This window comes from Candidatus Schekmanbacteria bacterium, assembly GCA_016219965.1.
In the GTDB taxonomy this organism is placed as follows: Bacteria; Schekmanbacteria; GWA2-38-11; order GWA2-38-11; family J061; genus JACRJM01.
Genome location: JACRJM010000001.1, coordinates 103,630 through 129,878 on the forward strand (window position 1 = coordinate 103,630; position 26,249 = coordinate 129,878).

At 41.8% G+C, this 26,249-nt stretch carries 22 protein-coding genes; 17 read left to right on the forward strand and 5 right to left on the reverse strand.

Going from position 1 to position 26,249, the window contains the following annotated elements:
- Nucleotides 1-153 precede the first annotated feature (153 nt).
- From HZA77_00525 to HZA77_00545, 5 genes are all read left to right on the forward strand, one after another.
- The gene (locus tag HZA77_00525; protein ID MBI5373888.1) at nucleotides 154-1,458 is read left to right on the forward strand and encodes a DUF362 domain-containing protein; all 1,305 of its coding nucleotides are present in this window, start codon (nucleotides 154-156) and stop codon (nucleotides 1,456-1,458) included.
- Nucleotides 1,442-2,842 (forward strand): phenylacetate--CoA ligase family protein, encoded by a 1,401-nt coding sequence (locus tag HZA77_00530; protein MBI5373889.1) that lies wholly within the window; start codon nucleotides 1,442-1,444, stop codon nucleotides 2,840-2,842. The genes HZA77_00525 and HZA77_00530 overlap by 17 nt, the downstream gene beginning before the upstream one ends.
- Before the next feature lie 61 nt (nucleotides 2,843-2,903).
- On the forward strand, nucleotides 2,904-5,060 hold the full coding sequence (locus HZA77_00535; protein MBI5373890.1) for a bi-domain-containing oxidoreductase: 2,157 nt from the start codon (nucleotides 2,904-2,906) through the stop codon (nucleotides 5,058-5,060).
- A gap of 9 nt (nucleotides 5,061-5,069) precedes the next feature.
- Complete coding sequence (locus tag HZA77_00540; protein MBI5373891.1) at nucleotides 5,070-6,686, forward strand: alginate lyase family protein; 1,617 nt, start codon at nucleotides 5,070-5,072, stop codon at nucleotides 6,684-6,686.
- Nucleotides 6,683-7,900 (forward strand): glycosyltransferase family 4 protein, encoded by a 1,218-nt coding sequence (locus tag HZA77_00545; protein MBI5373892.1) that lies wholly within the window; start codon nucleotides 6,683-6,685, stop codon nucleotides 7,898-7,900. Before HZA77_00540 ends, HZA77_00545 begins: the two co-directional genes overlap by 4 nt.
- Nucleotide 7,901: 1 nt before the next feature.
- On the opposite strand, the gene HZA77_00550 is transcribed toward HZA77_00545, so the two are convergent.
- From HZA77_00550 to HZA77_00570, 5 genes are read right to left on the reverse strand one after another with little or no spacing between them, the layout of a single operon-like run.
- Nucleotides 7,902-9,125 carry a hypothetical protein gene (locus tag HZA77_00550; protein ID MBI5373893.1) on the reverse strand — a complete coding sequence of 408 codons (1,224 nt, stop codon included), beginning with the start codon at nucleotides 9,123-9,125 and terminating at the stop codon, nucleotides 7,902-7,904.
- A complete protein-coding gene (locus HZA77_00555) occupies nucleotides 9,125-9,814 on the reverse strand; it encodes a nucleotidyl transferase AbiEii/AbiGii toxin family protein (protein ID MBI5373894.1) in 690 nt (229 codons plus the stop codon). Before HZA77_00555 ends, HZA77_00550 begins: the two co-directional genes overlap by 1 nt.
- Complete coding sequence (locus HZA77_00560) at nucleotides 9,792-10,058, reverse strand: hypothetical protein (GenBank protein MBI5373895.1); 267 nt, start codon at nucleotides 10,056-10,058, stop codon at nucleotides 9,792-9,794. The genes HZA77_00555 and HZA77_00560 overlap by 23 nt, the downstream gene beginning before the upstream one ends.
- Before the next feature lie 60 nt (nucleotides 10,059-10,118).
- Nucleotides 10,119-11,003 (reverse strand): dTDP-4-dehydrorhamnose reductase, encoded by an 885-nt coding sequence (gene rfbD / locus HZA77_00565; protein ID MBI5373896.1) that lies wholly within the window; start codon nucleotides 11,001-11,003, stop codon nucleotides 10,119-10,121.
- Nucleotides 11,004-11,029: 26 nt separating this feature from the next.
- Nucleotides 11,030-13,606 (reverse strand): SLBB domain-containing protein, encoded by a 2,577-nt coding sequence (locus HZA77_00570; GenBank protein MBI5373897.1) that lies wholly within the window; start codon nucleotides 13,604-13,606, stop codon nucleotides 11,030-11,032.
- A gap of 165 nt (nucleotides 13,607-13,771) precedes the next feature.
- Here HZA77_00570 and HZA77_00575 point away from each other — a divergent pair, with 165 nt between their 5' ends.
- The 12 genes from HZA77_00575 to HZA77_00630 all read left to right on the forward strand — a co-directional run bounded on the left by HZA77_00575 (nucleotide 13,772) and on the right by HZA77_00630 (nucleotide 26,241).
- The gene (locus HZA77_00575; GenBank protein ID MBI5373898.1) at nucleotides 13,772-14,641 is read left to right on the forward strand and encodes an ATP phosphoribosyltransferase; all 870 of its coding nucleotides are present in this window, start codon (nucleotides 13,772-13,774) and stop codon (nucleotides 14,639-14,641) included.
- Between the two features lie 287 nt (nucleotides 14,642-14,928).
- Nucleotides 14,929-15,702 (forward strand): ABC transporter permease, encoded by a 774-nt coding sequence (locus HZA77_00580; protein MBI5373899.1) that lies wholly within the window; start codon nucleotides 14,929-14,931, stop codon nucleotides 15,700-15,702.
- Nucleotides 15,699-16,406, forward strand: a complete 708-nt coding sequence (locus tag HZA77_00585; GenBank protein MBI5373900.1) for a hypothetical protein — start codon at nucleotides 15,699-15,701, stop codon at nucleotides 16,404-16,406. Before HZA77_00580 ends, HZA77_00585 begins: the two co-directional genes overlap by 4 nt.
- 3 nt (nucleotides 16,407-16,409) lie before the next feature.
- Nucleotides 16,410-17,162, forward strand: coding sequence for an ATP-binding protein (locus tag HZA77_00590; protein ID MBI5373901.1), 753 nt, complete (start codon nucleotides 16,410-16,412; stop codon nucleotides 17,160-17,162).
- Nucleotides 17,163-17,169: 7 nt separating this feature from the next.
- Nucleotides 17,170-17,916: an ABC transporter ATP-binding protein gene (locus HZA77_00595; GenBank protein MBI5373902.1), complete on the forward strand. Its 747-nt coding sequence runs from the start codon at nucleotides 17,170-17,172 to the stop codon at nucleotides 17,914-17,916.
- A gap of 33 nt (nucleotides 17,917-17,949) precedes the next feature.
- Nucleotides 17,950-18,933, forward strand: a complete 984-nt coding sequence (locus HZA77_00600; GenBank protein ID MBI5373903.1) for an MCE family protein — start codon at nucleotides 17,950-17,952, stop codon at nucleotides 18,931-18,933.
- A 17-nt stretch (nucleotides 18,934-18,950) separates the two neighbouring features.
- Nucleotides 18,951-20,267, forward strand: coding sequence for a hypothetical protein (locus HZA77_00605; protein MBI5373904.1), 1,317 nt, complete (start codon nucleotides 18,951-18,953; stop codon nucleotides 20,265-20,267).
- Between the two features lie 28 nt (nucleotides 20,268-20,295).
- The gene (gene ligA, locus HZA77_00610) at nucleotides 20,296-22,302 is read left to right on the forward strand and encodes an NAD-dependent DNA ligase LigA (protein MBI5373905.1); all 2,007 of its coding nucleotides are present in this window, start codon (nucleotides 20,296-20,298) and stop codon (nucleotides 22,300-22,302) included.
- A gap of 1 nt (nucleotide 22,303) precedes the next feature.
- The gene (locus tag HZA77_00615; GenBank protein MBI5373906.1) at nucleotides 22,304-23,068 is read left to right on the forward strand and encodes an MBL fold metallo-hydrolase; all 765 of its coding nucleotides are present in this window, start codon (nucleotides 22,304-22,306) and stop codon (nucleotides 23,066-23,068) included.
- Between the two features lie 456 nt (nucleotides 23,069-23,524).
- On the forward strand, nucleotides 23,525-24,274 hold the full coding sequence (locus HZA77_00620; protein MBI5373907.1) for a phosphoadenylyl-sulfate reductase: 750 nt from the start codon (nucleotides 23,525-23,527) through the stop codon (nucleotides 24,272-24,274).
- A 58-nt stretch (nucleotides 24,275-24,332) separates the two neighbouring features.
- A complete protein-coding gene (locus HZA77_00625; GenBank protein ID MBI5373908.1) occupies nucleotides 24,333-25,763 on the forward strand; it encodes a DASS family sodium-coupled anion symporter in 1,431 nt (476 codons plus the stop codon).
- A gap of 10 nt (nucleotides 25,764-25,773) precedes the next feature.
- Nucleotides 25,774-26,241, forward strand: a complete 468-nt coding sequence (locus HZA77_00630; protein ID MBI5373909.1) for a universal stress protein — start codon at nucleotides 25,774-25,776, stop codon at nucleotides 26,239-26,241.
- Nucleotides 26,242-26,249: the final 8 nt, after the last annotated feature.

The following is a 26,249-nucleotide window of genomic DNA, read 5'->3' on the forward strand; positions in this document are numbered from 1 at the left end:
TAAAACACAATTCATTGCAAACAAACGTGCCATAGGCAGAAAAAAGGATATGGCAGACATTGAAGCGCTAGAAGAAGATTAGGTCCATGATTATATAGCGTAAATCTTGCCCCATTTATTAATGATTCCATTATTGAGGTGAACATCTAAAACATGAACGTCTATATTTACAGAGAGAAGATAGATTTATCATTTATAAAAATCATTCCCGGCGACAGTGTGGTGATCAAGCCGAACCTCATCAAAGAATCTAAAGAAACTGACCCGAATGAGTGGGAGTCGGTTATAACCTCGCCTAAAATCATTGAGCTTGTCTGCGAAGACGCCTGCAAAAAGCTTTCAGGGAAAGGGATGGTGACTATCTGCGATGCACCTCAGACAGATTCTTCTTTTGCTAAGATAGCAGAGAAAACCGGACTTTATGGAATAGCAAAACGCTGCTCTGAAAAATACTCCGTGAAAGTCGAAGTCCTCGATTTAAGGAATGAGGAATGGGTTAATGAAGGAGGCGTCATCACTGAACGGCGCAAGCTCCCCGGAGATCCAAAGGGGACTATTGCATTCAATCTTGGCAAAGACAGCTTTTTTTACAAGTTCAAAGGTGAGGGACGTTATTATGGGGCTGACTACGATACAAGTGTTGTGAACAGGCATCACCGCCGAGAAGTGCAGGAATATTTGATCTCTGCTACTCCGGTTCTCGCTGATGTTTTTATAAATCTTCCAAAGATGAAAACACACAAAAAAACCGGTGTGACTCTGAATCTTAAAAATCTTGTCGGTATAAACGCTGATAAGAACTGGCTGCCGCATCATACTGAAGGACACCCTGAAAACGGAGGTGACCAGTTTCCTGAATTCGCTCTTAAGAACTTCATTGAACAATGGTCGGCAAAATTTACAAGATATCTTGCGCTCAATCTGCCATTCATTGGAACAGGAATAGCAAAGAAATTAAGAAGAGCGGGGACAAGCACTTTTGGAGACGGAAGACAGGTAATCAGAAGCGGTAACTGGCATGGCAATGACACGACGTGGAGGATGGTGCTCGACCTTAATAAATGCCTGCTTTATGGAAATGCAGACGGCACATTAAGGAAGGAGAATCCGAAGCGCTATTATTCATTGATTGATGGTATTAAAGGAATGGAAGGGATGGGTCCCATGCAGGGAGAGCCTGTTAACAGTAATATAGTGATTGGAGGAAATGACCCTGTGGCTGTTGATACAGTCGCGGCAAGGTTAATGGGATTTGACTGGCGCAAAATCCCGGTGATCCGGGAGGCTTATAATCTAAACAGACTGCCCATAACTAATATTTCGCCTGACAGCATTAATGTCATCAGCGATGTTCCGGAATGGAATGGAAAATTTTCTGATATGGAAGAAAAAACCTTTTTCAATTTCAAACCTCATTTTGGCTGGGCAGGACATATAGAGTATGAAAAAAAATATTGATACTGAAGCGATTTACCTGAGTTTGCCTGTTCCCTTTCAAAATCTCCTGATAACACTGGAAGGGTGGAGATTGAAAAAACGGCGCTATGGGAATGAGTATGAGAATGTATGCAGGGAAGTCCTTGAGCGAAGCCTTTTTAATGATGAAAAGCTCATTCAATATCAGGATAAGAGACTGCGCGTATTTCTTGCTCTTGCTACTAAGTCTCCTTTCTGGAAGAGACGTTTCAGCGAATACAAAATCAGAATAGATGGCGAAGATATTTTCTCTGAAATAAAGAAACTCCCTGTTCTTACAAAAGATGAAGTGAAGAAACATGCTGATGAAATCCTGGATAAAAGCACTTCGCAGAGTGAGTGTATCTCATGCCATACAAGCGGAACCACAGGAAGCGGACTTGTTTTCAAGACCACCAGAAAGGCTGAGATGGAGCAGTGGGCGACATGGTGGCGTTACAGGAGCTGGCATAATATCAGCTTTGATACATGGTGCGGATACTTCGGTGGAAGGTCAATCGTTCCATTAAAGCAGAAGACACCTCCTTTCTGGAGAGTTAACAGGGCAGGAAAACAGCTTATGTTCAGCACCTATCACCTCAGGGCAGAAACATCTGTGCATTATTTTAAAGCCCTGCGCGAACATAAAATCGAATGGCTCCACGGATATCCTTCAGTTCTGGCACTGCTGGCATCTTTTTTTCTGGAGCTGAAAATGCCGCCGCTGTCTTCACTGAAAATTATCACTACAGGAGCTGAAAGCTTATTGCCGCAGCAGAGAAAGATTATTGAAAAGGCTTTTGAGGTTTCAGTCCGCCAGCATTACGGGCAGGCAGAAGCAGTCGCCAATATCTCTGAGTGTGAGGAAGGGGATTTCCATGTGGATGAAGACTTTTCTCTTGTGGAATTTATACCGGTTGATGCAGATTCTAAAAAATACAGAATTGCCGGAACCAACTGGACCAATCCGGTTTTCCCTCTTATCAGGTATGATACCGGAGATATAGCGACATTGGGCGATGACAGGTGTTCATGCGGGAAAGTGGGAAGGATGGTTAAAGAGATTGACGGTAGAATAGAAGATTATGTCACTCTTCCTGATGGCTCAAAAGTTGGTCGTATGGACCATATCTTTAAAGACCTTATCCATATAAGGGAAGCGCAAGTTTACCAGAAAGAAGCAGGAGAGATTATCTTCCGGGTTGTAAAAGGTGATGGCTATGATGAATGCCGTGAAGAACAGAAGCTTATTTCTGAAGGAAAAAAACGACTCGGAAATGATATTAAAATATCTGTTCATTATGCAGATAAACTTCCAAGAACATCGAGCGGAAAACTGCGGCTCGTAGTTTCTGAAATAAGCAGGATTGAAAGCAATATAGAATAACGCCTCTGATTATGCTGGTCAGTTGACTTTGCAGGGTCAATATGTTTTTATTTATTCTCAAATGAAACAACTTATTCAATCATACAAAACCGGTGAGCTTGGGATTTTTGATGTCCCTGCGCCGACCTGCGGCAAAAACGGAATCGTCATTAAAACTTCAGCCTCACTTGTCTCTGCAGGCACGGAGAAGATGATAGTTGACCTTGCCAAAAAATCCCTGGCTGGAAAAGCGATGGCAAGACCCGACCTCGTAAAGCAGGTTATTGATAAGATGAAACAGGAAGGGATAATGAATGCGCTGGAGAAGGTATTCACCAAACTCGATAATCCCATTCCTCTTGGCTATAGCTGTGCCGGCAGGGTTGTCCATGCAGGCGAAAATGTGAGCGGTGTTTCTGCCGGCATGAGAGTCGCCTGCGGAGGTGCAGGTTATGCAAATCACAGCGAGATAAATTTTATCCCCAAGAATCTGTTTGTAAAAATCCCTGATGGCGTAGATGACATTGATGCGTCATTTGTCACTGTCGGAGCCATAGCCCTTCAGGGTGTTCGTCAGGCAGAGCCGTCTTTGGGGGAGATATTCGCTGTCATAGGATTGGGGCTTATCGGGCAGATAACAGTCCAGCTTTTAAAAGCAAATGGATGCAGGGTTCTTGGTGTTGATGTTGACCCTGAGAAACTTGCGCTGGCAGAGAAATTAGGCGCAGACATGACATGCAGTGCAGATGAGCTTGTTGAGGCCGCTAAATCATTCAGCAGCGGATACGGTGTTGATGCTGTCATTATCACGGCATCGACGTTGAGCAACCAGCCCATAGTTGATGCAGGCGAGATAACGCGTCTTCGCGGCAGGGTGGTTGTTGTAGGTATGGTGGGGATGGATATACCGAGAAACATCTATTATAAAAAGGAACTCGATGTCAGACTGTCAATGGCGTACGGCCCCGGCAGATACGATCCTGAATATGAAGAAAAAGGAATAGACTATCCTTACAGTTATGTAAGATGGACTGAGCAGCGCAATTTCGAAGCTTTCCTCGCACTCGTAAACGAGGGAAAGATCACTCCCAAGGAATTGATCACTCACAAGTTTGATTTTAATGATGCGCTTAAGGCTTATGAGTTGTTTGAAGGAAAGATCAAAGAGAAATATCTGGGGATTGTCCTTTTATATCCTGATAAGGCCGGCATTGAAGAAGACCGGGTAATAAGGCTGTCAGAGAGAATTACACCGGCAGGGGATGTATCTGTCGGATTGATCGGAGCAGGTAATTTCGCAAAATCCGTTATCATTCCGACCCTGAAAAAAATAGATGGGATTCAATTGACCGGGCTTTGCACTTCCACAGGTGTTAGTGCGCAGGGTGCCGGCAGCAAACATGATTTTAAATTCATAACAACTGATAGCAGAGAGATTTTAGCAAACAATGAGATTAATTCAGTTGTAATCACCACAAGACATAATACCCATGCAAAACTGGTCTGCGATTCTCTAAGGGCCGGAAAAAATGTATTTGTGGAGAAGCCTCTCTGTATAAATGCGCTGGAGCTTTTAGAGATTGAGAAGATATATTATTCCTTTAGCTCCGGCCAGTCTGTTCCTCTCCTGATGGTTGGCTTTAACCGCCGTTTTTCCCCGCTCATCCGGAAAATGAAATCAAAGGTTAATGATAAGCCTCTCTCTGTTGTTTACAGGATAAATGCCGGCGTGATACCGCGTGAAAGCTGGATTCAGGACTTTGAGACAGGAGGCGGCAGGATAATCGGTGAAGTATGTCACTTTATAGATACCTGCTCATATCTTGCGGGAGCAGACCCTGTTGCAGTTTACGCAAGATGCGTAAATAAAGATGACAGGTCAATCCCTGACGAGGATAATGTGAATATAGTTTTAACCTACGAAAATGGCTCAACTGCTTCCATCAATTATTTTGCTTTCGGGAACAAGCAGATGCCAAAGGAATATATCGAACTCTTTGCCGGGAATATCTCGATGCAGATGAGGGATTTCAGGGAACTGACGATATACAGCGGAAATAAAAAGGAACAGATAAAATCATCCAATCAGGACAAAGGATTTATAAACGAGTTTACCGCATTCAAAGAAGCGCTTAAAACCGGAGTACCTGCTGTTTCATTTGCATCAATCTGCAAGACTACGAGGACTACTTTTAAAATATTGGAGTCTCTCCGTCTCAATCAGGCTGTCTCCATCTAACTTTGTGTCATGGAGAAAATATTTCTCTACATCAACACAGTAAAATTCCTTAAGACAGAGCAGGTCTGTTACAGGATTTATTACATCGCACGAAATCTTCTAAGAAGACTGACAGGATACAGATATAAACTTTCTATTGATTCTAATTTAAGCAATTCTAATTCAAGCGATTCTGATTCTATTGATGCTGATTTAAAAGAGTTAGTTTTAGAAAATACTATTTCACGAAGCTCGTCTTATGCGAATGGCACCTTCACATTCCTTAACCTTTCAAAAAAGTTCGATGGTTCTGTTGATTGGCAGTATTCCGGGCATGGCGCTCTATGGGCTTATAACCTCAATTATTTCGATTACCTGAATCAGTCTGATATAACCCGTGAAGAGGGGCTAAGACTTATCTACGGTTTCATTGAAAAACTTCCCGGCAACAAAACAGGACTTGAACCATATCCAACATCATTAAGGATTATTAACTGGATAAAGTTTCTCAGACGCAACAAAATCAAAGATAAGAAGATAGATGCAAGCCTCCATGCTCAGGGAATGATTTTGACAGACAACATTGAATATCATCTACTTGGCAACCATCTTCTGGAAAATGCCTTTGCTCTTGTTTTTGCTGGCTATTACTTTGGAGATGAATTTATTTATCAGAAAGGGAAGGAAATCCTTGTAAAAGAACTGCCGGAACAGGTACTTCCCGACGGGGGGCATTTTGAATTAAGCCCCATGTATCACCAGATAATTCTTGAGAGGATTCTTGACTGCATAAATCTTGTTCAAAACAACGAGGGGTTTCGCAGGGAACTCAATAGACTGCTATCTGAAACGGCTGAGCTTATGCTTGGCTGGCTTAAGAATATGACATTCAGGAATGGTGATATTCCTCTTGTCAATGACTCTGCAAATGGGATTGCAGCGACGAGTGCAGAGTTGTTTGATTATGCAGGGAAGCTTGGAATAAAAGAAAAGGTCCTGCCTCTTGGCGAAAGCGGTTACAGGAAGATAGAGCGGAATAAATATGAGGCAGTTGTTGATGTTGGTCCTATTGGTCCTGATTACCAGCCCGGTCATTCACACAGCGATACTTTTAGTTTTGTCCTTTATGCTGATGGAAAGCCATTCATTGTTGATACAGGAGTTTCAACTTATGAATCCAATGAAAGGCGGCTTTCGGAGAGGGGGACCTCAGCGCACAATACTGTGCGTATTGAAAACACTGAGCAAAGCGAAGTATGGGAAAGCTTTAGGGTAGGACGAAGGGCTTCTGTAAGGAAGCTGAAAGAAGCGCCTGACAGCATTACTGCAGAGCATACCGGGTATATGAGGATAGGCGCTGTACACCGGAGGGAGTTTGAATTCCATGATACTAAAGTAGTGATAAGTGATTCGATTATTTCAAATCGAAAATATTTAAGCTTTGCATTCCTTCACTTTCACCCTGAAGTGAATGTAAATGTTGAGAACAACATGGTGATTGCAGATGGTAAACAAATTATAATTACCGGTTATGAAAATATTGAAATGAATGATTTTGATTATGCTATCGGGTTTAACAGACTTCTCAAGGCAAAGATGGTGAAGGTGTCTTTTTACAAAAATTTAACAATTGAAATCCTTGTATGAAAATCCTTTTCATTACAGATAATTTTCCCCCTGAAACTAATGCGCCTTCTTCAAGGACCTATGAACATTGCAGGGAATGGGTAAAGCTTGGAGCTGATATAACGCTAATAACCTGCGTGCCTAATTTTCCTCAAGGTAAACTTTATAAAGGCTACAGCAATAAACTTTATCAGACAGAAAATATGGATGGGATTAAAGTCATAAGAGTTTGGAGCTATATCACTGCAAATGAAGGTTTTTTAAAAAGGATTTTGGATTATGTAAGTTTTGGATTCACTTCTTTTATGGCAGGCTTATTCGTTAAAGCGGATGTCATCATTGCCACATCGCCTCAGTTTTTCACTACAGTTTCTGCATTCTGCCTTAGCGCGCTTAAAAGGAAACCATGGATATTTGAGTTAAGAGACCTGTGGCCTGAATCTATAAAAACTGTGGGAGCAATGAAAAATGGGACAGCCATACGTTTTTTAGAACGGCTGGAGCTTTATCTTTACAAAAAATCTGACATGGTTATTGCAGTCGCCTATGCATTGAAAAAAAATCTTGTTTCAAGAGGGATTGATGGTGAGAAGATAAATGTTGTTACAAATGGTGCCAATCTTGAGCTGTTCTCGCAGCGTGTGAAAAATCAGGAGATTTTGAATGCGCATAATTTAGAAAATAAATTTGTGATAGCATATATTGGCACACATGGAATGGCCCACAGCCTTGAATTCATTGTAAAGTGCACTGATAAGATTCCGGATGAAGATATCCGTTTCCTATTTATTGGAGACGGTGCAAGAAAATCAGAAGTTCTTAAAATCGCTGAAACAAAAAAAATAAAAAACTGCATATTCCTGAACTCAGTGCAAAGGGATGCGGTAGCCGACTATTTGTCAGTAACGGATGTGTCACTGGTACCTTTGATAAAATCTGATACATTCAGGACAGTAATCCCTTCAAAGATATTTGAGTCATGCGCTATGGGAAAGCCAATACTTCTTGGAGTGGAAGGGCAGGCAAAGGAAATCATAGACAAGTATGATTGCGGTATCTGCTTTGAGCCTGAGAATGAAACTGATTTTATCGCGAAGGTTATGATGATGAAAAAAGATAGCGCATTATATAAAAGACTTCAGGATAATTGTGCAATATTGGCGAAGGACTATGACAGACAAAATCTTGCCTCTGAGATGTTTGTTTATATAAATAGACTGGTACGTAAGTCTTGAGCTAATTGTTCTTTTTATTCCGGATGCTGTTTATATATTCAATGAAAAAAGCAATGAAAATTCCCAATAAAATCGAAATCATGCCTGCAATGAAAACCATCATTGTTCGTGCAGGCTTATATTTCAGTTCCGGCACTCTCGCGCTGTCTATTACAATGAAATCTACAATTTCTTTTGTTTCCTCTATCTTGGCAAGTTCGTACTGTTGAGTAAGAAGGGCAAAGATGTTCTCGTATCTTGCGAGGTCCCTTCTAAGTCTCAGGAAATTGAGTCCAACATCCGGAAACTCTGAGATCGGTGTGAATATATCTGAACTATCAGATTGCTTCCCCGCCGGTTTCTGTTCTGATTCTATCATTGCTATCTGTTTATTGATTTCCCTTATTTCATCGTTTAATGCTATGACATCCGGATTTTTATCAGTGGCATAGCTTTTGAGTACACCAAGCTGCATTTCCTTGGAAACTAACGACGACTTCAATACATTTAAAGCCCCGATAACAGTGCCAAGTTGTGCGTCCGGGACAACAACCTTAGATTTACCCTGGAATTTCGTGAAGTTCTGTTCTGCATCGTTAAGGGATTTTTGAGTTTCTTCAAGTTTTTTCTCAAGCTCTATTCTGTTCTTCTTTGCTATGGAGAAGGTTTTTGTGCGAAGAACATTCTGACATTCCAGTAAATATTGATTGGCTGTCTTTGCAGAAAGCTCTGCATCAGGAAATTCTATGGCGAGTGTAATAAGCCCAGTTCTGTCTTCTTTACTCATTGCTGTGATACCTTTAAGCTTCCTTAGAGCAGTATCCATCAGAGGTTCTTTTTTTATCCACTTGTTGTTTTTACTGTCCCATGCGCTTTCAAAGAAAACCTTTTTTAAGTCAAGGGAGTTTATAACGCTTTCAGCAACAGTCCTGCTTTTAAGGACATTGAATATCTTGTTCAGGTTTCCGGTTTGGGCTCCTCCACCTGTCAGCAGATCACCTAACGGGTTTTCACTTAATTTTGCTGCAAGCGCCTGCTGGGCACCTCCGGGAGCTAACGGCATGAGCGTTGTCTCGGCGCGGTAGATGTTTTTCATGAAAAGGCTATATACAGCAGTAAATATGACAGTGATTAAAAACAGGTTTCGGATAAGTTTCCGGTGTTTGACGATGACCTTCCAGTATGAAAGAAGGTCTATCCCTTCATCCTCAGACTGTTGAACGGTCTTTTCTTCAGGCTGTTCCATTAAAAGCTCACTTGTTTATATAACCACTTAATCAAACCGTCATAAAAATGATAAAAATCTTCTCTGCTAAAACTCTTTGTTAAGAGAGGTATAACTCTCTCATTGTCTCTTAAAAATTTAAGCCCTTCTTCTATTTGAAACGCGACGGTTGGAACATCCTCAAATATAGCATCTTTCTTTTTTGCATTCTTATATATTTGCTCAATATTACTTTCATTTAACATTTTTTGTATGAAATAGAAATCAATAAAGTCCTTTGGTTCAGTTCTGCTGACTAATGTGCAAAATTTGTTTGAAACAATATTATCAATTGTATCAAGTAGAAGGGTGTGCCCGTTCTCAAAGTGAAATTTGAACCGTGATTCTGCGATTGAAAGAGGGTCGATAACAAAATCAACTTTTACCTCCCTTATCATCAAGGAAAGAAAATGCGGACCTTCTTTTAGTTTCGTGCATTCATTGACCCATTCTCTTCTGATCCAGAAATCTATTTCTGAAAGTTGTTCCCGTTCCAGTGTAAAAAAATCAAGGTCGTTTGATATTCTATGGTGCAGATAAAAAACTGAAAGAGCAGTACCACCTGTCAAAAAAAAAGTCTTTTCTATATCCGGGTTAGTTATTAAATGGAGAAGCACTTCTCTCTGTGCTTTTGATGCGTAACAATCTTTATTCTCTGAGGGAAGTGCCATAAACTTCTATCATTCTCCTCCATTTTTTTGCTGCATACTTGCTTAATCTGAGTTTTTGCAAATTTACTGCAATTTCTTCGAGACTAAAAAAATTCAAAGTGTCAATAACTCTACCATACTCAAGAAATCTTTTCAAAACCCATAAATAAATACTATTGTTTTTATTTTCAGCAATAAGCTTTTTCAGCTTTTGCAAGTCTGTGAATTCTGGATAATCCCAGAATACTGCATTAAGATAGTTCATAATATGAATTAAATATTACATCATCCCTCTGATTGTCAACGGGAATGAAGAAGGATTGGGTTACTTCACATACATGCTGAGGTATTTTTTCAGCGATTCTTCCCAATGGGGCATCTGGTTTATGCCGAGCATTTCAAGCTTCATGTTTACCATAGCCTCAGACCTTCCGCGCGGCGCGGACAGAGGGAAATGCGCTGATGAAACCGGTATTACCCGTTTTTTATCTTTCAACCCCATAAGTTCTAAAAGCTTTAAAGCATATTCATACCTTGAACACATCCCTTTGTTTGCGGAATGATACAGCCCGGGCCTGCCATTTTTTACGATTCTTACGATTGATTGTGCTATGTCAAAAGTGAAGGTGGGGCTTCCAACCTTGTCTGAGACAGCCTTTATCTCATCCTGCGTGCGGAGGAGTTCTATTATTTTCCTTGTGAATTTCTTGTCAATGTCCCAGCCGCCTACCATCCATCCTGCCCTTATGATGAAATGATTCTTTATGAAACGTTCCACTACAAGTTCGCCTGCATATTTGCTTCTTGCGTAAATATTGGAAGGATTAGGTGTGTCGAATTCAGTATATGGTTCCGGGGATGTCCCATCAAAGACAGCCGAGGTTGATATATAGACCATAGGAATATTGAGCGCACTGCAAGTGAGGGCTATGTTCTCTGTGCCTATGGAATTGGTCATATATGAATGACGGTGGTCGCGCTCGCAGAGGTCCACATCCGTTTCCGCCGCAAGATGAAACACTATCTCAGGGGAGAAACTTTTAATCGTGTTTTCCACACTTTCTTTTTCCCTGATGTCGAGCTTACTGATACTCTTGTCGCGAAGATTTATATCAGTTTTGAGAATCTCATAACCTGCATCGCAAAGTACGGGACAAAGGTCATTGGCTAACATCCCGGCTGCACCTGTCACTAATGCTTTTACTGGCAAAATATATCTCCTTCAATTTATTGCATTTATCTCACTACTGCCCCGATTACAATACCTGCTGACAATGCTATGTTTCCTATTGTCCTTGCTACAGTATCTGCAACTTTAAGAAAATCAATTTTTTCAAACTGCTGAGGAACTATGACAGTGTCTCCCGGTTCGACCTTTATGTTCATGAAACCCGGTGTGAACCAGCCGAATCCTTCCGAATTCCACGAGCTCCCCTGAAGCCTTGATATGGTCGTGCCGTCTGCCCGTACAAGATATATCTCATCAGTATTGGCATTCTGCGTAGGTCCTCCGACCTGGCTGAGATAATAAGAAACTGTTTTCCCTTTCTTGAAAAGCAGTGCCTGTCTGGTATAAACCTCTCCGAGTATTCCGACACTGTTTGATACTTTCGGTATATTGAGGGAATCGCCGGGTTCCATCTCAAAATCAAATGGCGAGCCTTCAAACTGCTCTAAAGGCATTAGCTTTACTACCATTCTCCCTGTAACTGCAGTTAGCTTCAATTTGCCCAGAAGCTGTTCTTTGTATTTGAGCTGGTCCTGTTTTGCAGCGACTTGTTCCGGTGTGCTTTCAGCATACTCTCCTGTAATTGATGACTGTAAAATATCTTTTTCAAGGTTCGTGATTAATTCATCCACTTTTGACCTTACCTGTTCTTCCACAGATTTTCTCGAGAAAAATGCACCCTTCAAATAGGCGCTGTCAGTGTATCCTCCTGCTCTTTTTATCACAGAGCTGATCTTTTCACCCTTTAAGAAAGCATAAGTTCCGGGGAATTTTACCTCTCCTCCGAGAGTAATGGTCATGCCTGTATTGTCCCAGTCAGGGATGCCGCGGATAAATAACAGGTCATCTGGCTCAAGCGGAATGTTTTGTTCCGGGTTGTTGTTTAAAGCCTCGACAAGATTTATCTGGATGCTTTTCTGAACAATACCTTCCTCGCTTCTTTCAATCCTTACAAGCTCTGCATTAGTTTTATATGCCTTTCGCAGGATATTCCCTGAAAGATACACAAGGTCTGCAATTTTCATATTTTCCACATACTTATACATGCCGGGTTTTTTTACTTCCCCGAAGATCGTGACTTTGAACTTCTCTTTCATATCATTTTTTGAATAGATTGTTATTCTGTCAAGCGGTGAAAGCTCAAGGTTGTCCTCTTCACTCCCGTTTAAAAGTTTCTCGAGATTGAACGAATGCTGCTCTTCATGGTTATCCGGAGGCGCAAGACGTATGAGCCTTCCAAAACTGAAATAAGTTTCAGCGAGCAGGTCACCATAAGATGAAATCAGGTCTTTAAGATGCATGCCGGGCTTAAACTCATAGCCCCCCGGTCTTTTTACATTCCCCTCAAGGTAGACGATGTTTTCTATCTTGCCGAATACCGGATAGATTTTAACAAGGTCTCCGTCGTTTATATTTATGTTCCACTGGCTGTTTTGCAGGAGCTCCCCGGTGTCAGTAATATTAATATCAAGTACTATCCTGTGTTCGTGGGCAACGATTCTTTCCACCTGAATTCTTTTAGTGAAAGAGTAAGGGGTTATCCCTCCTCCGTAATTTAAAAGTTCATAAAGGTCTATCTGGTCTGAGAATTCGTATATAGCAGGGCGTTTTACGATTCCGGCTGTTGCCGCAGTCTTGTTGATAAGAGGAACAAATATAGTGTCCCCTGACTGCAAGGTTTTATCCTGAGTTTTGTCCCCCTTCAGGAGAAAATTATAGAGGTCAACTTTAAATGTCTCATTGTTTCTTATGAGCTTTATATCGCGCATAGAGCCGTTCTTGGTAGGTCCTCCAGCGGCATAAAGCGAATTAAGCACTGTTGAAAGGGATGAGACTGTATATGTGCCGGGTCTTCCTACTTCACCTACGATAAAAACCTTTATGACTCTTATCCTATCCATGACAATATTCATTTCAAAGCCAGTGTAATACTTTGAAAATGTCTCATTGAGGAATTTGCGCATTCCCTCCATTGTCATACCCCAGACCTTGATTGTGCCTATCTTAGGGATGGATATCTCTCCGTTCCTGTCAACAGTGACGGAATACTTTGCCTCGAACCTTCCCCATAAATTGATGGTAAAACTGTCATCAGGACCTATGACATAGTCAGGACCTACAGGGACATCTGTCACAGGTGCAAAGCTTGATGCAGGCTGGCTGAAGAAATCATAACCGAACTGCCTGACCTGTCTGGATATTTCAGTGGGTAACTGTTCGGAATATACTTTTTCAATAATGGAGAGTTCCTTTGTTGTTATAGGTGCTTCTGGGGAAAATGTCTCATTAGCGGGAATCCCTTTTTTCTCAGGGGATATTTCTAATGTTCCTTCCATCTCCTTCTGCTTAAACATTTCCTCAAATGTTTCCTTTTGCTGGCTTGAGAGCTTATCTAAATCTTCTGTTGTGACATCCTTTGTTTTTATTTTATCCTCAATTGCCGTTTTCTGGTCAGCCGGCAGTTTATAGAGGTTGTCAATGGTATCTTGCTGGAATTGTCCGGAAAAAGCGGGGATGCAGATAGTGAGAGATGCGAATAGTGCCGCTATATAAATGATATAAACGATTGGACTCTTTTTTAACATTTTACTCCCTCTCATATTACCTTTTGATTTAATTGGTGAATATACATGCCATCTTTTTGATTTGTCAATTATTTTCGGATGGAGAAAATCATATTGACTTTGCTCATATTTTAAACTTATTAATAGCACAAAATTAAGGGTATATAAAACATTGAGGTAAATGGAATGAAATTAAAACTTGGTCTCCCAAAGGGGAGTTTGCAGGAATCTACATTCAGTATCTTCAAAAAAGCGGGATTTAATATCTCTGTATCTTCACGGTCTTATGTTCCTTATATCGATGACCCTGAGATTGAATGCCTGTTAATCCGTGCGCAGGAGATGGCGCGCTATGTTGAGGACGGTGTCCTTGATGCCGGTATTACGGGGAAAGACTGGATCCTTGAACAGGGGGCAAAGGTCGTTGATGTTGCAGACCTCTATTATGCCAAGGGGGGACTGCGCCCGGTCAGATGGGTTGTGGCTGTGCCCAATGATTCTCCTATCAAAACGATAAAAGACCTTAAGGGGAAGCGTGTTGCCACAGAGCTTTTGAAATTCACAAAGAGTTACTTCAAAAAACATAAAATTGACTGTGATGTCGAATTCTCATGGGGAGCCACAGAGGTGAAACCTCCGAAGCTTGCCGATGCCATAGTTGAGATTACAGAGACCGGTTCGTCTTTGCGGGCGAATAATCTCAGGATCATCGAGACCATCCTTGAATCAACTACAAAGCTTATCGCAAATAAAAGCTCCTGGGAAGTTGCGTCAAAGAGGAAAAAGATTGAAGACCTTACTCTTCTCCTGCAAGGTGCATTGAATGCTGAGGAGAAAGTCGGGCTTAAAATGAATGTTGAAAGAAAAAATCTCACAAAGATAACATCTCTTCTTCCATCGCTTCATGCGCCAACAATATCAGGCCTCCTCGATGATCCGTGGGTTGCGATAGAAGTGATAATCGATGAAAAGATAGTTCGGGACATTGTGCCGAAGTTAAAGAGTGCCGGCGCAACAGGCATCGTAGAATATCCGCTTAACAAGGTGATACCATAAAGAACTATCCGGTCTGCTCGGGGAGCAGACCCTACATATTTTCAGAGACCCTACATCATGTTCACGGGCTCTATATCATTTTTTGTAGGGCACGTTCCCCGAACGTGCCATCTTAATTTTTTAAATCATAACTGCAGTAAATCCAGCTTTGTATACTTTTTATAAATAATAATAAAAAAACTGTGGAAACCATCCCTTCACTTGGGTATAGTTAACCATGAATATTTGCAAATTCACAGACTGAAAAATATTATTTTCAAAGTATACTAAAAGAAGGAATCCATTATATGAAGAATCTTCTTGAATTTATAGGTGACAGCGTAGCTTACCTTCTCGAGGAAGTGGGAAAAGTTGTTATCCTTTTCTGGCGCTTTTTAACCTGGCTTTTCAAGCCTTCTTTTAAATTCCGCAACACCTTCAAGCAGATGGAAGTAATAGGAGTAAACTCCGTGCTGGTAATAATCCTCACAGGTTTTTTCACGGGCTCGGTGTTTGCCCTCCAGACTTACAGAGGATTTCATCAGTTCAGTGCTGAATATCTTGTAGGATATGTAGTAGCCCTTGCCATTACAAGAGAGCTTGGTCCTGTGCTTACAGGACTCATGGTCACAGGAAGGGCAGGCTCGCTGATTGCAGCCGAGCTTGGAACAATGAAAGTTACCGAGCAGATTGATGCAATGGAAGTGATGGCTGTAAACCCTGTCCAGTATCTTATAGTCCCGAGGATCGTTGCAGCAATAATAGTTGTACCTCTTCTTACGATAATCACCGACTTCATAGGCATACTTGGAGGTTATGTGATAGCTGTGAAAATGCTGGGGCAGAGTTCCGTTATTTACTGGACTGGAATCAGGGACAACCTCGAATTCTCGGATCTGATGCAGGGGATCTACAAGGCGATGGTGTTCGGCGGGATATTAGCTCTCATAGGATGTTACAAAGGGTTTTATACTGAAGGCGGAGCAGAAGGTGTTGGCAAAGCCACGACAAGCGCTGTTGTTGTAGCTTCAGTTCTTATACTGATTTCTGACTATATCCTTACTACTGTATTTTTCTCATGACAACACAGGAAAACTGCTATTTCAAAGAGATCGAACAGCATGTCCTCAGGGCAAGAGGCAGGGGGCTGATGCTGGGGGGCGCAGATTACGCTGTTATGGAAAGATGGGAAAAAATGGGTATCCCCGTAGATATCGTAAAAAGGGGAATTGACATTTCCATAGACGGCATAAGGTTTAACGGTAAAGGTAATATTAATGGTGTAGTGCAGCTTTCATCATGCAGCAGAAAGGTCCTGGAACTTTGGAAAGGAAGAAAAGAGTCATTTATTGGGAAAAATGATATTGGAAGAAGTGATGCCGGAAGAAATAATAATGAGGTGGCTGAAGATCAGTTTTATTCAGAAAATAAATTGCCGCATGAGATAAGAAGAATGGCAGAAAAGCTCGCCTCAGGGGATTTATGTTTATGGCTCCCGTCTGCCATAAATGTGGTTAAAGATTCAGAAGAACAACTTGACGGGCTTATGGAAGCAGTAACGGAAAAAAGAATACCTCATGTTCAGGCAGCTGAAATGTTAGAGAAGATAAGGGATGAGTTTTACTGGAATATCCGGATGTTTCTCACAAGAGAGCAGGAAAGTGAACTGCTCGGGAAAAGAGAAAAGATGCTGCAGAATCTCAGAAAAAATATGAGCGCGCAGGAATATGAGAGAACAGTCGAGGAATTGCTTCTTGTCGCTCTTGCGGAAAGAACAGGGATATAAATAATGGCTAAGGGAACAGGGGCTTTAAAGCAAAAAGAAGAATGCAGCTTCTGCCAGGGGACAGGATGGATACCTGATGATCAGGAAGGGTTGAGGCAGGTTCGCCGCTGCTCCTGCTTTACAGATCTTGTCAAAAAAAGGATAAATGAGAGGTGCAATATTCCTTCAAGATATATTGATTGCAGTTTCGACAATTATGAGATGCACGATCCAAGCCACAACAAAGCAAAGAAGATCGCAGAAAAATTTGTCGCCACATACCCCGGTATTGATACAGGCCTTTTTTTTATAGGGAGCTGCGGTGTAGGAAAGACCCATCTTGCAGTTGCCATTCTTAAAAGCCTTATAGACAGGAAGATGGTTGACGGGATCTTCTATGATTCATGGGAGCTGTTAAAAGCCATACAAAATACCTTCAGCAGTGATTCAGCGCTTTCGGAATCTCAGGTTCTTTCTCCTGTTATTGAAAAAGAGCTGGTGGTACTCGATGACCTCGGTGCGCAGAAGGTGACGGACTGGAGACGCGACATACTGATGTACATACTGAACAAGAGGTACAATGACAAGAAACCTACTATCATAACATCTAACTGGAAGCTTGCGCATGGTGATGTCGAGGGGGAGGAATCTCTGGAGGAAAGGGTAGGTGCAAGGCTCCTTTCCAGACTTTATGAGATGTGTGTGATAGTTGAAATTAAAGGTAAAGACTACAGAAAGTCTTTTAAACAAGACGGTTACAGGCAAAATCTGAGGTAAAAAGGGAATGATACAGTTAAAAAATGTTTCGAAGTCCTTTAACGGAAAAAAAGTTTTAAATAACATTAACCTTACTATTGAAAAAGGGAAGACTACAGTCATCATTGGCGGCAGTGGTCAGGGGAAGAGCGTAATCCTGAAACATATAATCGGACTCCTTAAGCCTGATGAAGGCGAGATTCTCTATAATGGGAAAGATATCGGGAAGATGAGTGAGATGGAACTGAAAGAGACTAGAAGGAACTTCGGATTCCTTTTCCAGTTCGCCGCTCTTTTTGACTCTATGACAGTATGGGAGAACGTCGCGTTCCCGTTAAGGGAAAATACGAATATGAAGGACAAAGAGATAAATGAGATAGTCTTGCAGAGGCTGCATGATGTAGGTCTTAAAGACGTTGAAGATAAGATGACTTCAGAGTTGTCAGGAGGAATGAAACGCAGGGTAGGGCTTGCAAGGGCTCTTGCTTTGACCCCTCAAGTTATACTTTATGACGAACCTACGACAGGGCTTGATCCGGTCCTTTCAGATACAATCAATAGCCTTATAGAGGATACGCAGAAAAAGTTCGGGGTTACATCTATCGTAGCAAGCCACGATATCCCGGGATTATACAAGATTGCCCAACATGTGGCGATGATATATGAAACAGAGATAAAGTTTGCCGGGACACCTGAGGAATTAAAGAAAACAGATAATCCTTATGTAGTGCAGTTTTTAAGCGGGTCATCACAAGGTCCAATAAAAATTTTATAGAAACTTTTTTTATACAGAATAAGGAGAGTCAGTATGAAAAACAGAGGATTTAAGGTTGAAACTAAAGTCGGGCTGTTCACTATTGGAGCCCTTGTAATCCTGGTTTGGCTTTCAATGCAGTTCGGCGAGATTAGTTGGCTCAAGCCCCATGGCTATATGCTTACTGCTGACCTTGACAGTGTTGCAGGACTTGAAAAGGAATCACCTGTCAAACTTGCGGGAGTAAGAGTAGGAAGGGTTGAGGACTTGACAATCAAGGACGGAAAAGCCGCAGTCGCAATGAGAATAGACGACGGAGTGCAAATACATAAGGGTTCCAAAGTTGCCGTAAGATCCGACAGCCTGCTGGGGCAGAAGTACCTTGAACTCTCTTATGGAGACCCTTCTCAGGCTATGGTATCGGATGGTGAGTCTCTCGGACATGGCACTAGTCCGGCGGATATTGATGCTCTTGTTGACCAGCTTACAAATGTAGCAAAGGGTCTTGATGAGGTGGTGGCGCAGAACAAGGAAGGTCTAAACAGCATGATAACCAACATCAATGATGCTACAAAATCTTTAAACAGGATTCTTGTAGATAATGAAACGCATATAAACAGCGCCATTGCTAATATTGACAGCTTTTCAGGGAGGCTTAATAATCTTGTGGCAAAAAACGAGAATTCAGTGACCAAGGCCATAAAGAACTTTGAAACACTTTCAACTGACCTTAAAGAAAAAGCCCCGGAAGTAATTGATCAATTCTCTAAGGTTGGAAAAGATCTTAACGGCGTTATCTCGGAAAACAGGGAAAACCTGAAAGAAACGATAGTAAAGGTAAAGGAAACATCAGAGAATCTGAACTCAATCCTTACCAAGGTGAATAAGGGTGAAGGAACTCTTGGAAAGCTTGTGAACGATACAGAGCTTTATGATACAGCCAAGAAATCTTTAAAGGAACTTGGCGATTCTGCTGAGCAGGCAAGCGAACTTTCGCCGATCAGCACTTTCATGGGCTCGCTCTTATTCCTGTTCTAAAGAAGAAAATTTACTTAATGAAAAAAGTAATTTTAATTGGAATTATAGGAATATCTCTGTTCCTAAATCTTATTTCCAGTTCATTTGGCGAAGAAAAGGAAACAAGCTATACCCCTTTTTTCTCATTTAAGAAAAGCGACGTGCACCGGGAATACCGCCTCCTTCCTTTTTTCGGATATGAATCAGATACCGAAAAAGATAAGACTCAGCTCGATATTCTCTGGCCTATAAGCAAATACAGCAGGGAGAAAGACACTGTCAATCTCCGCGTTCTCCCATTCTTATTTTACAAGAATGATATGAATCGTACATGGATGAAAAGAAAATATCTCTATGCTCTGCCTTTATATATCTCCAGTGAGAAAGACAACCAGAAGTCGCAGGTTTTTTTCCCTTTCTACGGAAAGTTTGAAGGATGGTTTGGCAGAGACAGTCTGGACATATATATGTTCCCTCTCTATACAAAGTCAGTTAAAGATGATGAGACATCATATAATTATCTTTGGCCTATCGTACAAAAAGGAAAAGGGGCGGGGAAAGAAAGCTTCAGGGTATGGCCGCTCTATGGAATGGACAAGGTTGAAGGAAAACATGACAAGGTTTTTTACATGTGGCCTTTTTTCAACCGTCAGAAGTTCTATGGAGATGACGGGCAGCTTTCGAAGGACAGATTGCTCTTTCTTCCTTTTTACGGCTATTTGAAGTCAAAGGACCGGCAGATAGACATGTTTATGTTCCCGATTTATATGGGAGAAAAAAGGCCGGGTCAGGATTATATAAGGCGTGATATTGTCTGGCCTATTGTTTCATACACAAGGAGTGAGAAGAGGAATGTAACACAAGCCTTCCCGCTTTTTAGAATCGATAAAAAAGATGATTCAACGCGCAATTTTTTTCTCTGGCCAATAGTCTGGGCGAATGATCTTCAACTTGCTAATACACATGAAAAGATGTGCATGGTACTTCCCATTTACTATGACAAGAAAACTGAGACTAAGAAGAAAAATAAGGAAACGCCTGAGACACCGGAAATAATAAATGAGAGGATAACAAAAGTCTGGCCCCTTGGTTCCTACAGAAGAGATAATGACAAGGCATTGTTCAGGACACTTGATCTTCTTCCATTTGATGAGAAGGGGCTATTCGGTGAGGCTTTTTATAAAAACATAGGAGCTATTTTTTCGCTCTGTGAATATGAAAAAGGGAAGACAGATGGAAGCCTCAGGTTCTCAATATTGAAGGGGCTTTTCGGATATGAAAGAGATTTGGGAAATAAGACATATAAGTTATTTTATTTCCCTGTTTATAAGAAAAAGATAGAAGCCTCCCAGTAAGTTTTACCATGCAATATAATGCCCTACAATGAACGACGAAAAAATCCGGCAACAGATAGAGAAGTTAAGGGAGGATATAAATTATCATAATCACCGCTACTATGTCCTCGATGATCCTGAAATCCCTGATTCAGAATATGACAGGCTTTTCCGCGAGCTTGAAAAACTGGAAGAAGAACATCCTGAATTTGTAACACCCGATTCCCCTACAAGACGGGTAGGTGCAGCACCTCTTAAGGAATTCTCGAAGATAACCCACGCAACCCCTCTGCTAAGTCTTGCCGATGCATTCAGCGAAGAAGAAGTGCGCGAGTTCGATGAACGGGTAAAAAAGCTTTCAGGCACGGGACATCAATTTACCTACATCGTTGAACCTAAGATTGACGGGCTTGCAGTGAACCTCTTATATGAGAACGGAAAGTTTCTGAACGGAGCAACACGCGGAGATGGTTTTACAGGCGAGGATGTGACCCAGAATCTTAAGACTATTAAATCAGTTATTCTCCGGATGATGAAGGGTAGTAAACCACATCCTTCACGGATAGAAATCCGGGGTGAGGTTTATATGTCTAAAAAAGATTTTAATTCATTGAACATGGAAAGAGAAAAAAATGGAGAGCCTGTCTTTGCAAATCCGAGGAACGCGGCGGCAGGTTCAATCAGGCAGCTTGACCCAAAAATAACTGCAAGCAGACCTCTCAATATTTTCCTTTACGGTCTTGGAAGCTCTAAAGGCTTTGAACCTGCAACACAGGAGGAATTCTTCAAAACCATAAAACAATGGGGCTTCAGGACTAACCCGGAAGTTAGGGTCTGTTATTCCATAAGTGACGTAATAAATTATTTCAACAGGCTTGGTGAAAAGAGAAAATCTCTTGATTACGAGATAGACGGGATGGTCGTGAAGGTGAATGAATTTTCTCTTCAAAGGGAGCTCGGAGAAAGGACACGTTCTCCGCGCTGGGCTATAGCTGTGAAGTTTGAACCGGAAGAAGCGGTGACGGTAATAGAAGATATCTCGGTGCAGGTGGGAAGGACCGGGATTTTGACCCCTGTGGCAAAGCTCTCGCCTGTACGGGTTGGAGGTGTTGAGGTGGGAAGGGCTACGCTTCACAACATAGACGAGATAGAGAGAAAAGATGTTCATATAGGAGATACCGTCATTGTAAGAAGAGCAGGGGATGTGATTCCTGAGGTGGTAAAGCCGATCCCGGAGAAGAGAACAGGCGATTTGAGGAAATTCATAATGCCTGAGGAATGTCCTGTTTGTTCAGCCCCTGTCACAAGAGAAGGCGCGTATCACAGGTGTACCAATATTTCCTGCCCTGCCCAGATTAAAGAAGGGATGAAACATTTCGCATCGCGCCTTGCCATGGATATAGAAGGACTTGGAGACAAACTTGTGGACCAGCTTGTTGACAAGGGGATAGTGTCAGACCTCGGAGATATATACAGGCTTGATAATGAAACTTTGTCAGGGCTTGAACGGATGGGGGATAAATCCGCTTCCAATATTATTGAGGCAATTGAAAAAAGCAAACATCCGTCTTTTGAAAGATTTCTTTATGCGCTAGGGATAAGGCTTGTAGGAGAGTATGTCGCGAAGATACTTGCAAAGAGATTCCGTTCAATTGAAAAACTTTCACATGCGGCTGAAGAAGAGCTTCTCTCCATTGAAGGGGTTGGGCCTGAGGTTGCGGCAAGCGTTGTAAAGTTTTTTAAAATAAATGAGAATATGAATGTAGTGCGAAAGCTGTTGTCCGCCGGAATAAAGATTGTTGAACCCGATGAGAATGTCTCTGCTGTACTTGAAGGGAAAACATTTGTTTTTACCGGTGCACTTAAGAAATTTACCAGAGATGAAGCGAAGCGTCTTGCAGAACATTCGGGAGGTCATGTTGCTTCATCGGTGAGCAGCAGGACTGATTTTGTGGTTGCAGGAGAGGATGCCGGTTCGAAAGCTGATAAAGCAAAACAACTTGGCGTAAAAGTCATAAGCGAAGAAGAATTTATAAAAATGGTAGAGAAGGAATAGAATGGAAATAATCTTTCTTGGTACAGGGACGTCGCATGGCATTCCCAAGATTGCGTGCAGATGTGCTGTCTGCCGCTCGGAAAATCCTAAGAACAAAAGAACCCGGGCATCGCTTTATATCTGTTTTGAAAATGATTTCCGGATTCTCATTGATACGTCAACAGACCTTCGTGAACAGGCGCTTCGACACAGCTTAGACAGGATTGATGCCGTGCTTTACACGCACTGCCATGCAGACCATGTGTTTGGTTTGGATGAATTGAGAAGGTTTAACGAAGTATCGGGAAAGGTGATACCAATTTACGGCTCAAAAAAAACGATTGAGGAGATAAAGAGCATTTTTGCCTATGTCTTTGAAGGATATCTGATCCCCGGCGGCGGCATCCCTGCGCTTATTCCTAATGTGATTAACAGCCATATCGAGACCGGCGGTGTTTTATTTGAGCGGCTTGAAGGGAGGCATGGAATATTTGAAGTCTCAGGTTTCAGGACAGGGAACTTTGCCTATTTCACGGATGTTAATTTTATTCATGATAAAACATTGGAGAAGATGAGAGGGCTTGATGTCCTTGTGCTTGGTGCCCTGAGAGACACGCCTCATCCAACTCACTTTACAATTGACGAGGCGCTTTCTGTCATTGAAAAAGTAAATCCGCGAACTACCTACCTTACACACATTTCGCATGAAATTGACCATGATATGACATCCGCAAAACTTCCGTCAGGAGTTTTCCTTGCCTATGACGGCTTGACGATTAAATTGTAGCTCTGCGGAAAAATAAATTATCTCGCAGAGGATGCAAAAAAAGTTGTTCTTTGACTACATCGAAGCGGGAGGTAGTCTGCCTTTCGCTTAAAACTTCATGCGCTCCATGCAGACCGCCCCCGCTCAATCCTTGCTTAAATGCAATTAACAAAGAAGTTTAAATACTATGACACATCCTAACACGTGGAGTATAAACAATGATTAATGGCTTGGCAGCTCCCGCAGAAGGCGCATGTAGTTCTAAGCCTGCGCGGGACTGCCAAGACAATTACTAAATTCAAAATTGTCTAATAGGCTTATTCTATATATTACAATTAATATTATAAATTATTGATATATTTGATAATATAAATAGTATTTATGGGAATATCATTTTAAGTTGACAAAAAGAATAATATATGTTTTTTTATATAATAAGAATCGCGGAGAGAGAAATTTTTTCTGAAGAGGTGAGCTATGGAAGCGACAGTAAAAAATCTGATAGAGGAAGATCCTTACTCGTTACTTGAAGAACTCCCGGCAGAAAAACTGCTCGAATGGGCATTTGCAAATTTTGGGAAAAGAGCGGCTATCGGAACGAGTCTCCAGAATACAGGGATTGTGACAATTGATCTGGCGTCAAAGATCACAGGGGATTTTCGGGTATTTTTTATTGATACTCTGAAACACTTCAAAGAAACCTATGACCTTCTGGATGAGGTTGAAAAGAAATACAACATCAGGATTGAACGTTTCTGTCCTGACCCGAAAGAGCTTGAAGAACTGAGCAGTGATATGGGATCTCATCCCCATTATTCCAAGTTTGGCAGGAGCGCATGCTGTCAGGTACGTAAAGTGAATCCTAACAAAAGAGCGCTTGAAACCCTTGATGTCTGGATAAGCGGAGTAAGGGCTGACCAGTCCGAGTCAAGGAAGGAAAAAGCAAAGAAGGTAGAAGTGATAAGGAGGAAAGACAGAACGATAATCAAGATTAATCCCCTTTTTGACTGGCTTGAATGCCAGGTTGAAAAATATATAAAGGATAATAACCTTCCTTATAACAAGCTCTATGATTTTAAATCTCCCTTTGGGGAAGTTTATAAAGTCATAGGTTGTGAGCCGTGTCATATCCCCATTTTCCCGACAAGACAGAAGAGGGCGGGAAAATTCCCATGGGAATGCGGAGAGAAAGAGTGCGGTATCCATATTGACGGAAGTGGGATTTAATTTACTCCCCACCCTTTCATGTTGAAAGTTGTTTATTGGTCGTGCTAGAATTTTTCAAATGAGTAAATTTACTTCCAATCCTACTTACCTCTGGAGAAAGATTTTCTCTCTCGGTGCAAGACGAGTTCTCCTTCTGACAACAGCGTTTATTTTCTGGTGGCTGCTTACTATGCCGACTCCGGAAGGATTGACATTAATCGGACAGAGAGCGATCGCAGTATTTGCCGTTTGCCTTATACTTTGGGTCTTTGCGCCAATACCTTTACAGATCACAAGCCTGCTTGCCATAATCCTTCTCCCTCTTACGGGGGTAATGGAGAGCGACCAGGCATTTGCACTTTTTGGCAACAAGGCTGTTTTTTTTATACTTGGAGCTTTCATCCTCGCTGCAGGGATGATGAGTTCAGGGCTTTCAACGCGCATAGCTCTCATTGTGCTCGCCAAGTTCGGAAAGACTCCAAGGATGTTACTGCTGGGGCTATTTCTCGCTCCTGCACTTTTCAGTTTCTTCATGTCCGAGCATGCAGTTGCGGCAATGATGTTTCCAATAGTCCTTGAAATCTCGCGGGCAATGCGGCTTAAGCCACTTGAGAGCAGTTATGCGAAGGCGATGATTGTCGCTCCGACATGGGGGGTCATAATAGGAGGAGTAGGCACATTCCTCGGCGGTGCAAGAAACCCTCTTGCTGTTGGAATACTGAACAAGGCGACGGGACAGACAATAGGATTCTTCGAATGGATTTTAGCCGCGCTTCCTATCGTCATCATAGACCTTATTGGTGCCATCATACTTCTATATATCTTTTTCAAGATAGATGTTTCGGATACAAAGGAGGCTGAAAGCGTTCTTATGACAAAGATCAATGAAATGGGTGAGATAACCGGCAGGGAAAAGGTTATAAGCATGATAATGGTGGTTACGATTTTTTTGTGGGTTTTTTACAGCAGCGTTTTTGAGATTGCAAATGTTGCGCTTGGGGCAGTTTTCGTAATGTTCGTCCTGAAACTCGTCCAGTGGAAGGAAGTTGAAGAGCATGTCAACTGGGGAATAATCTTGATGTACGGTGGGGCTATCAGTCTCGGTTTCGGGCTTGAAAAAAGCGGCGCCGCATTGTGGGTCGCAAATAATTTCATTGGAAATTATGTATCAGGCGCTTTCTGGCTTATTGTCGTGATAGCCACAATATCTCTTTATCTTACTGAAGGGATGAGCAATTCAGCGGTAGTTGCCATAATGATGCCCATAGGCATAAGCCTTGCGAAGAGCTACGGCATTGACCCTAAGGTAATCACATTCAGCGTTGCCATTCCGTCAGGGCTTGCCTTCTGTCTTCCAATGAGTACGCCTGCCTGCGCCATTGCATATTCTTCAGGTTACGTTAAGATGAAAGACATGGTTGTTCCGGGATTGATTCTTTCTGTTATTTCTCTTTTTGCCATCATTATCACGTATAAATTTTACTGGCCTCTCATAGGCCTTGTAAATTAGGAGGCTTGACGTGAACAGGATAATGCTTGTTCTTTCCACAACAAGACAGTCAAAAAAAACTATTGAGTACGCAGTAGAGAAAGCAAATCAGGAGAAGGCCCACATAGATCTTCTTTTCATTCTCGATTCCAATATCTCGAATGCGGTTTTTACCAAGATACATGAGATGGATCTTCTCGGCGAAGGGCCTTCCGAGGAGCTTCAGGCTATTATAATGAAGGAATACAGGCAGAGAGGATATGCGCTGATAGAGGAGATTGAAGCAAAATTGAAAGAGAAAGAAGTCTCCTATTCTGTGTACGTTGAACGCGGAGAATTTGCAGATGAAGTTCTTAAGAAGATTTCAACGCTCTCTATTGAACTTGTTATCCTGACAAGGGCAAGAAGATCCAATATCGCGAGGATGATTTTTGGTTCTGCAGTTGACAGGATAATTGATGAAGCTCCCTGTAAAGTTGAAGTCATCGATGAGAATTGAATGGTGTT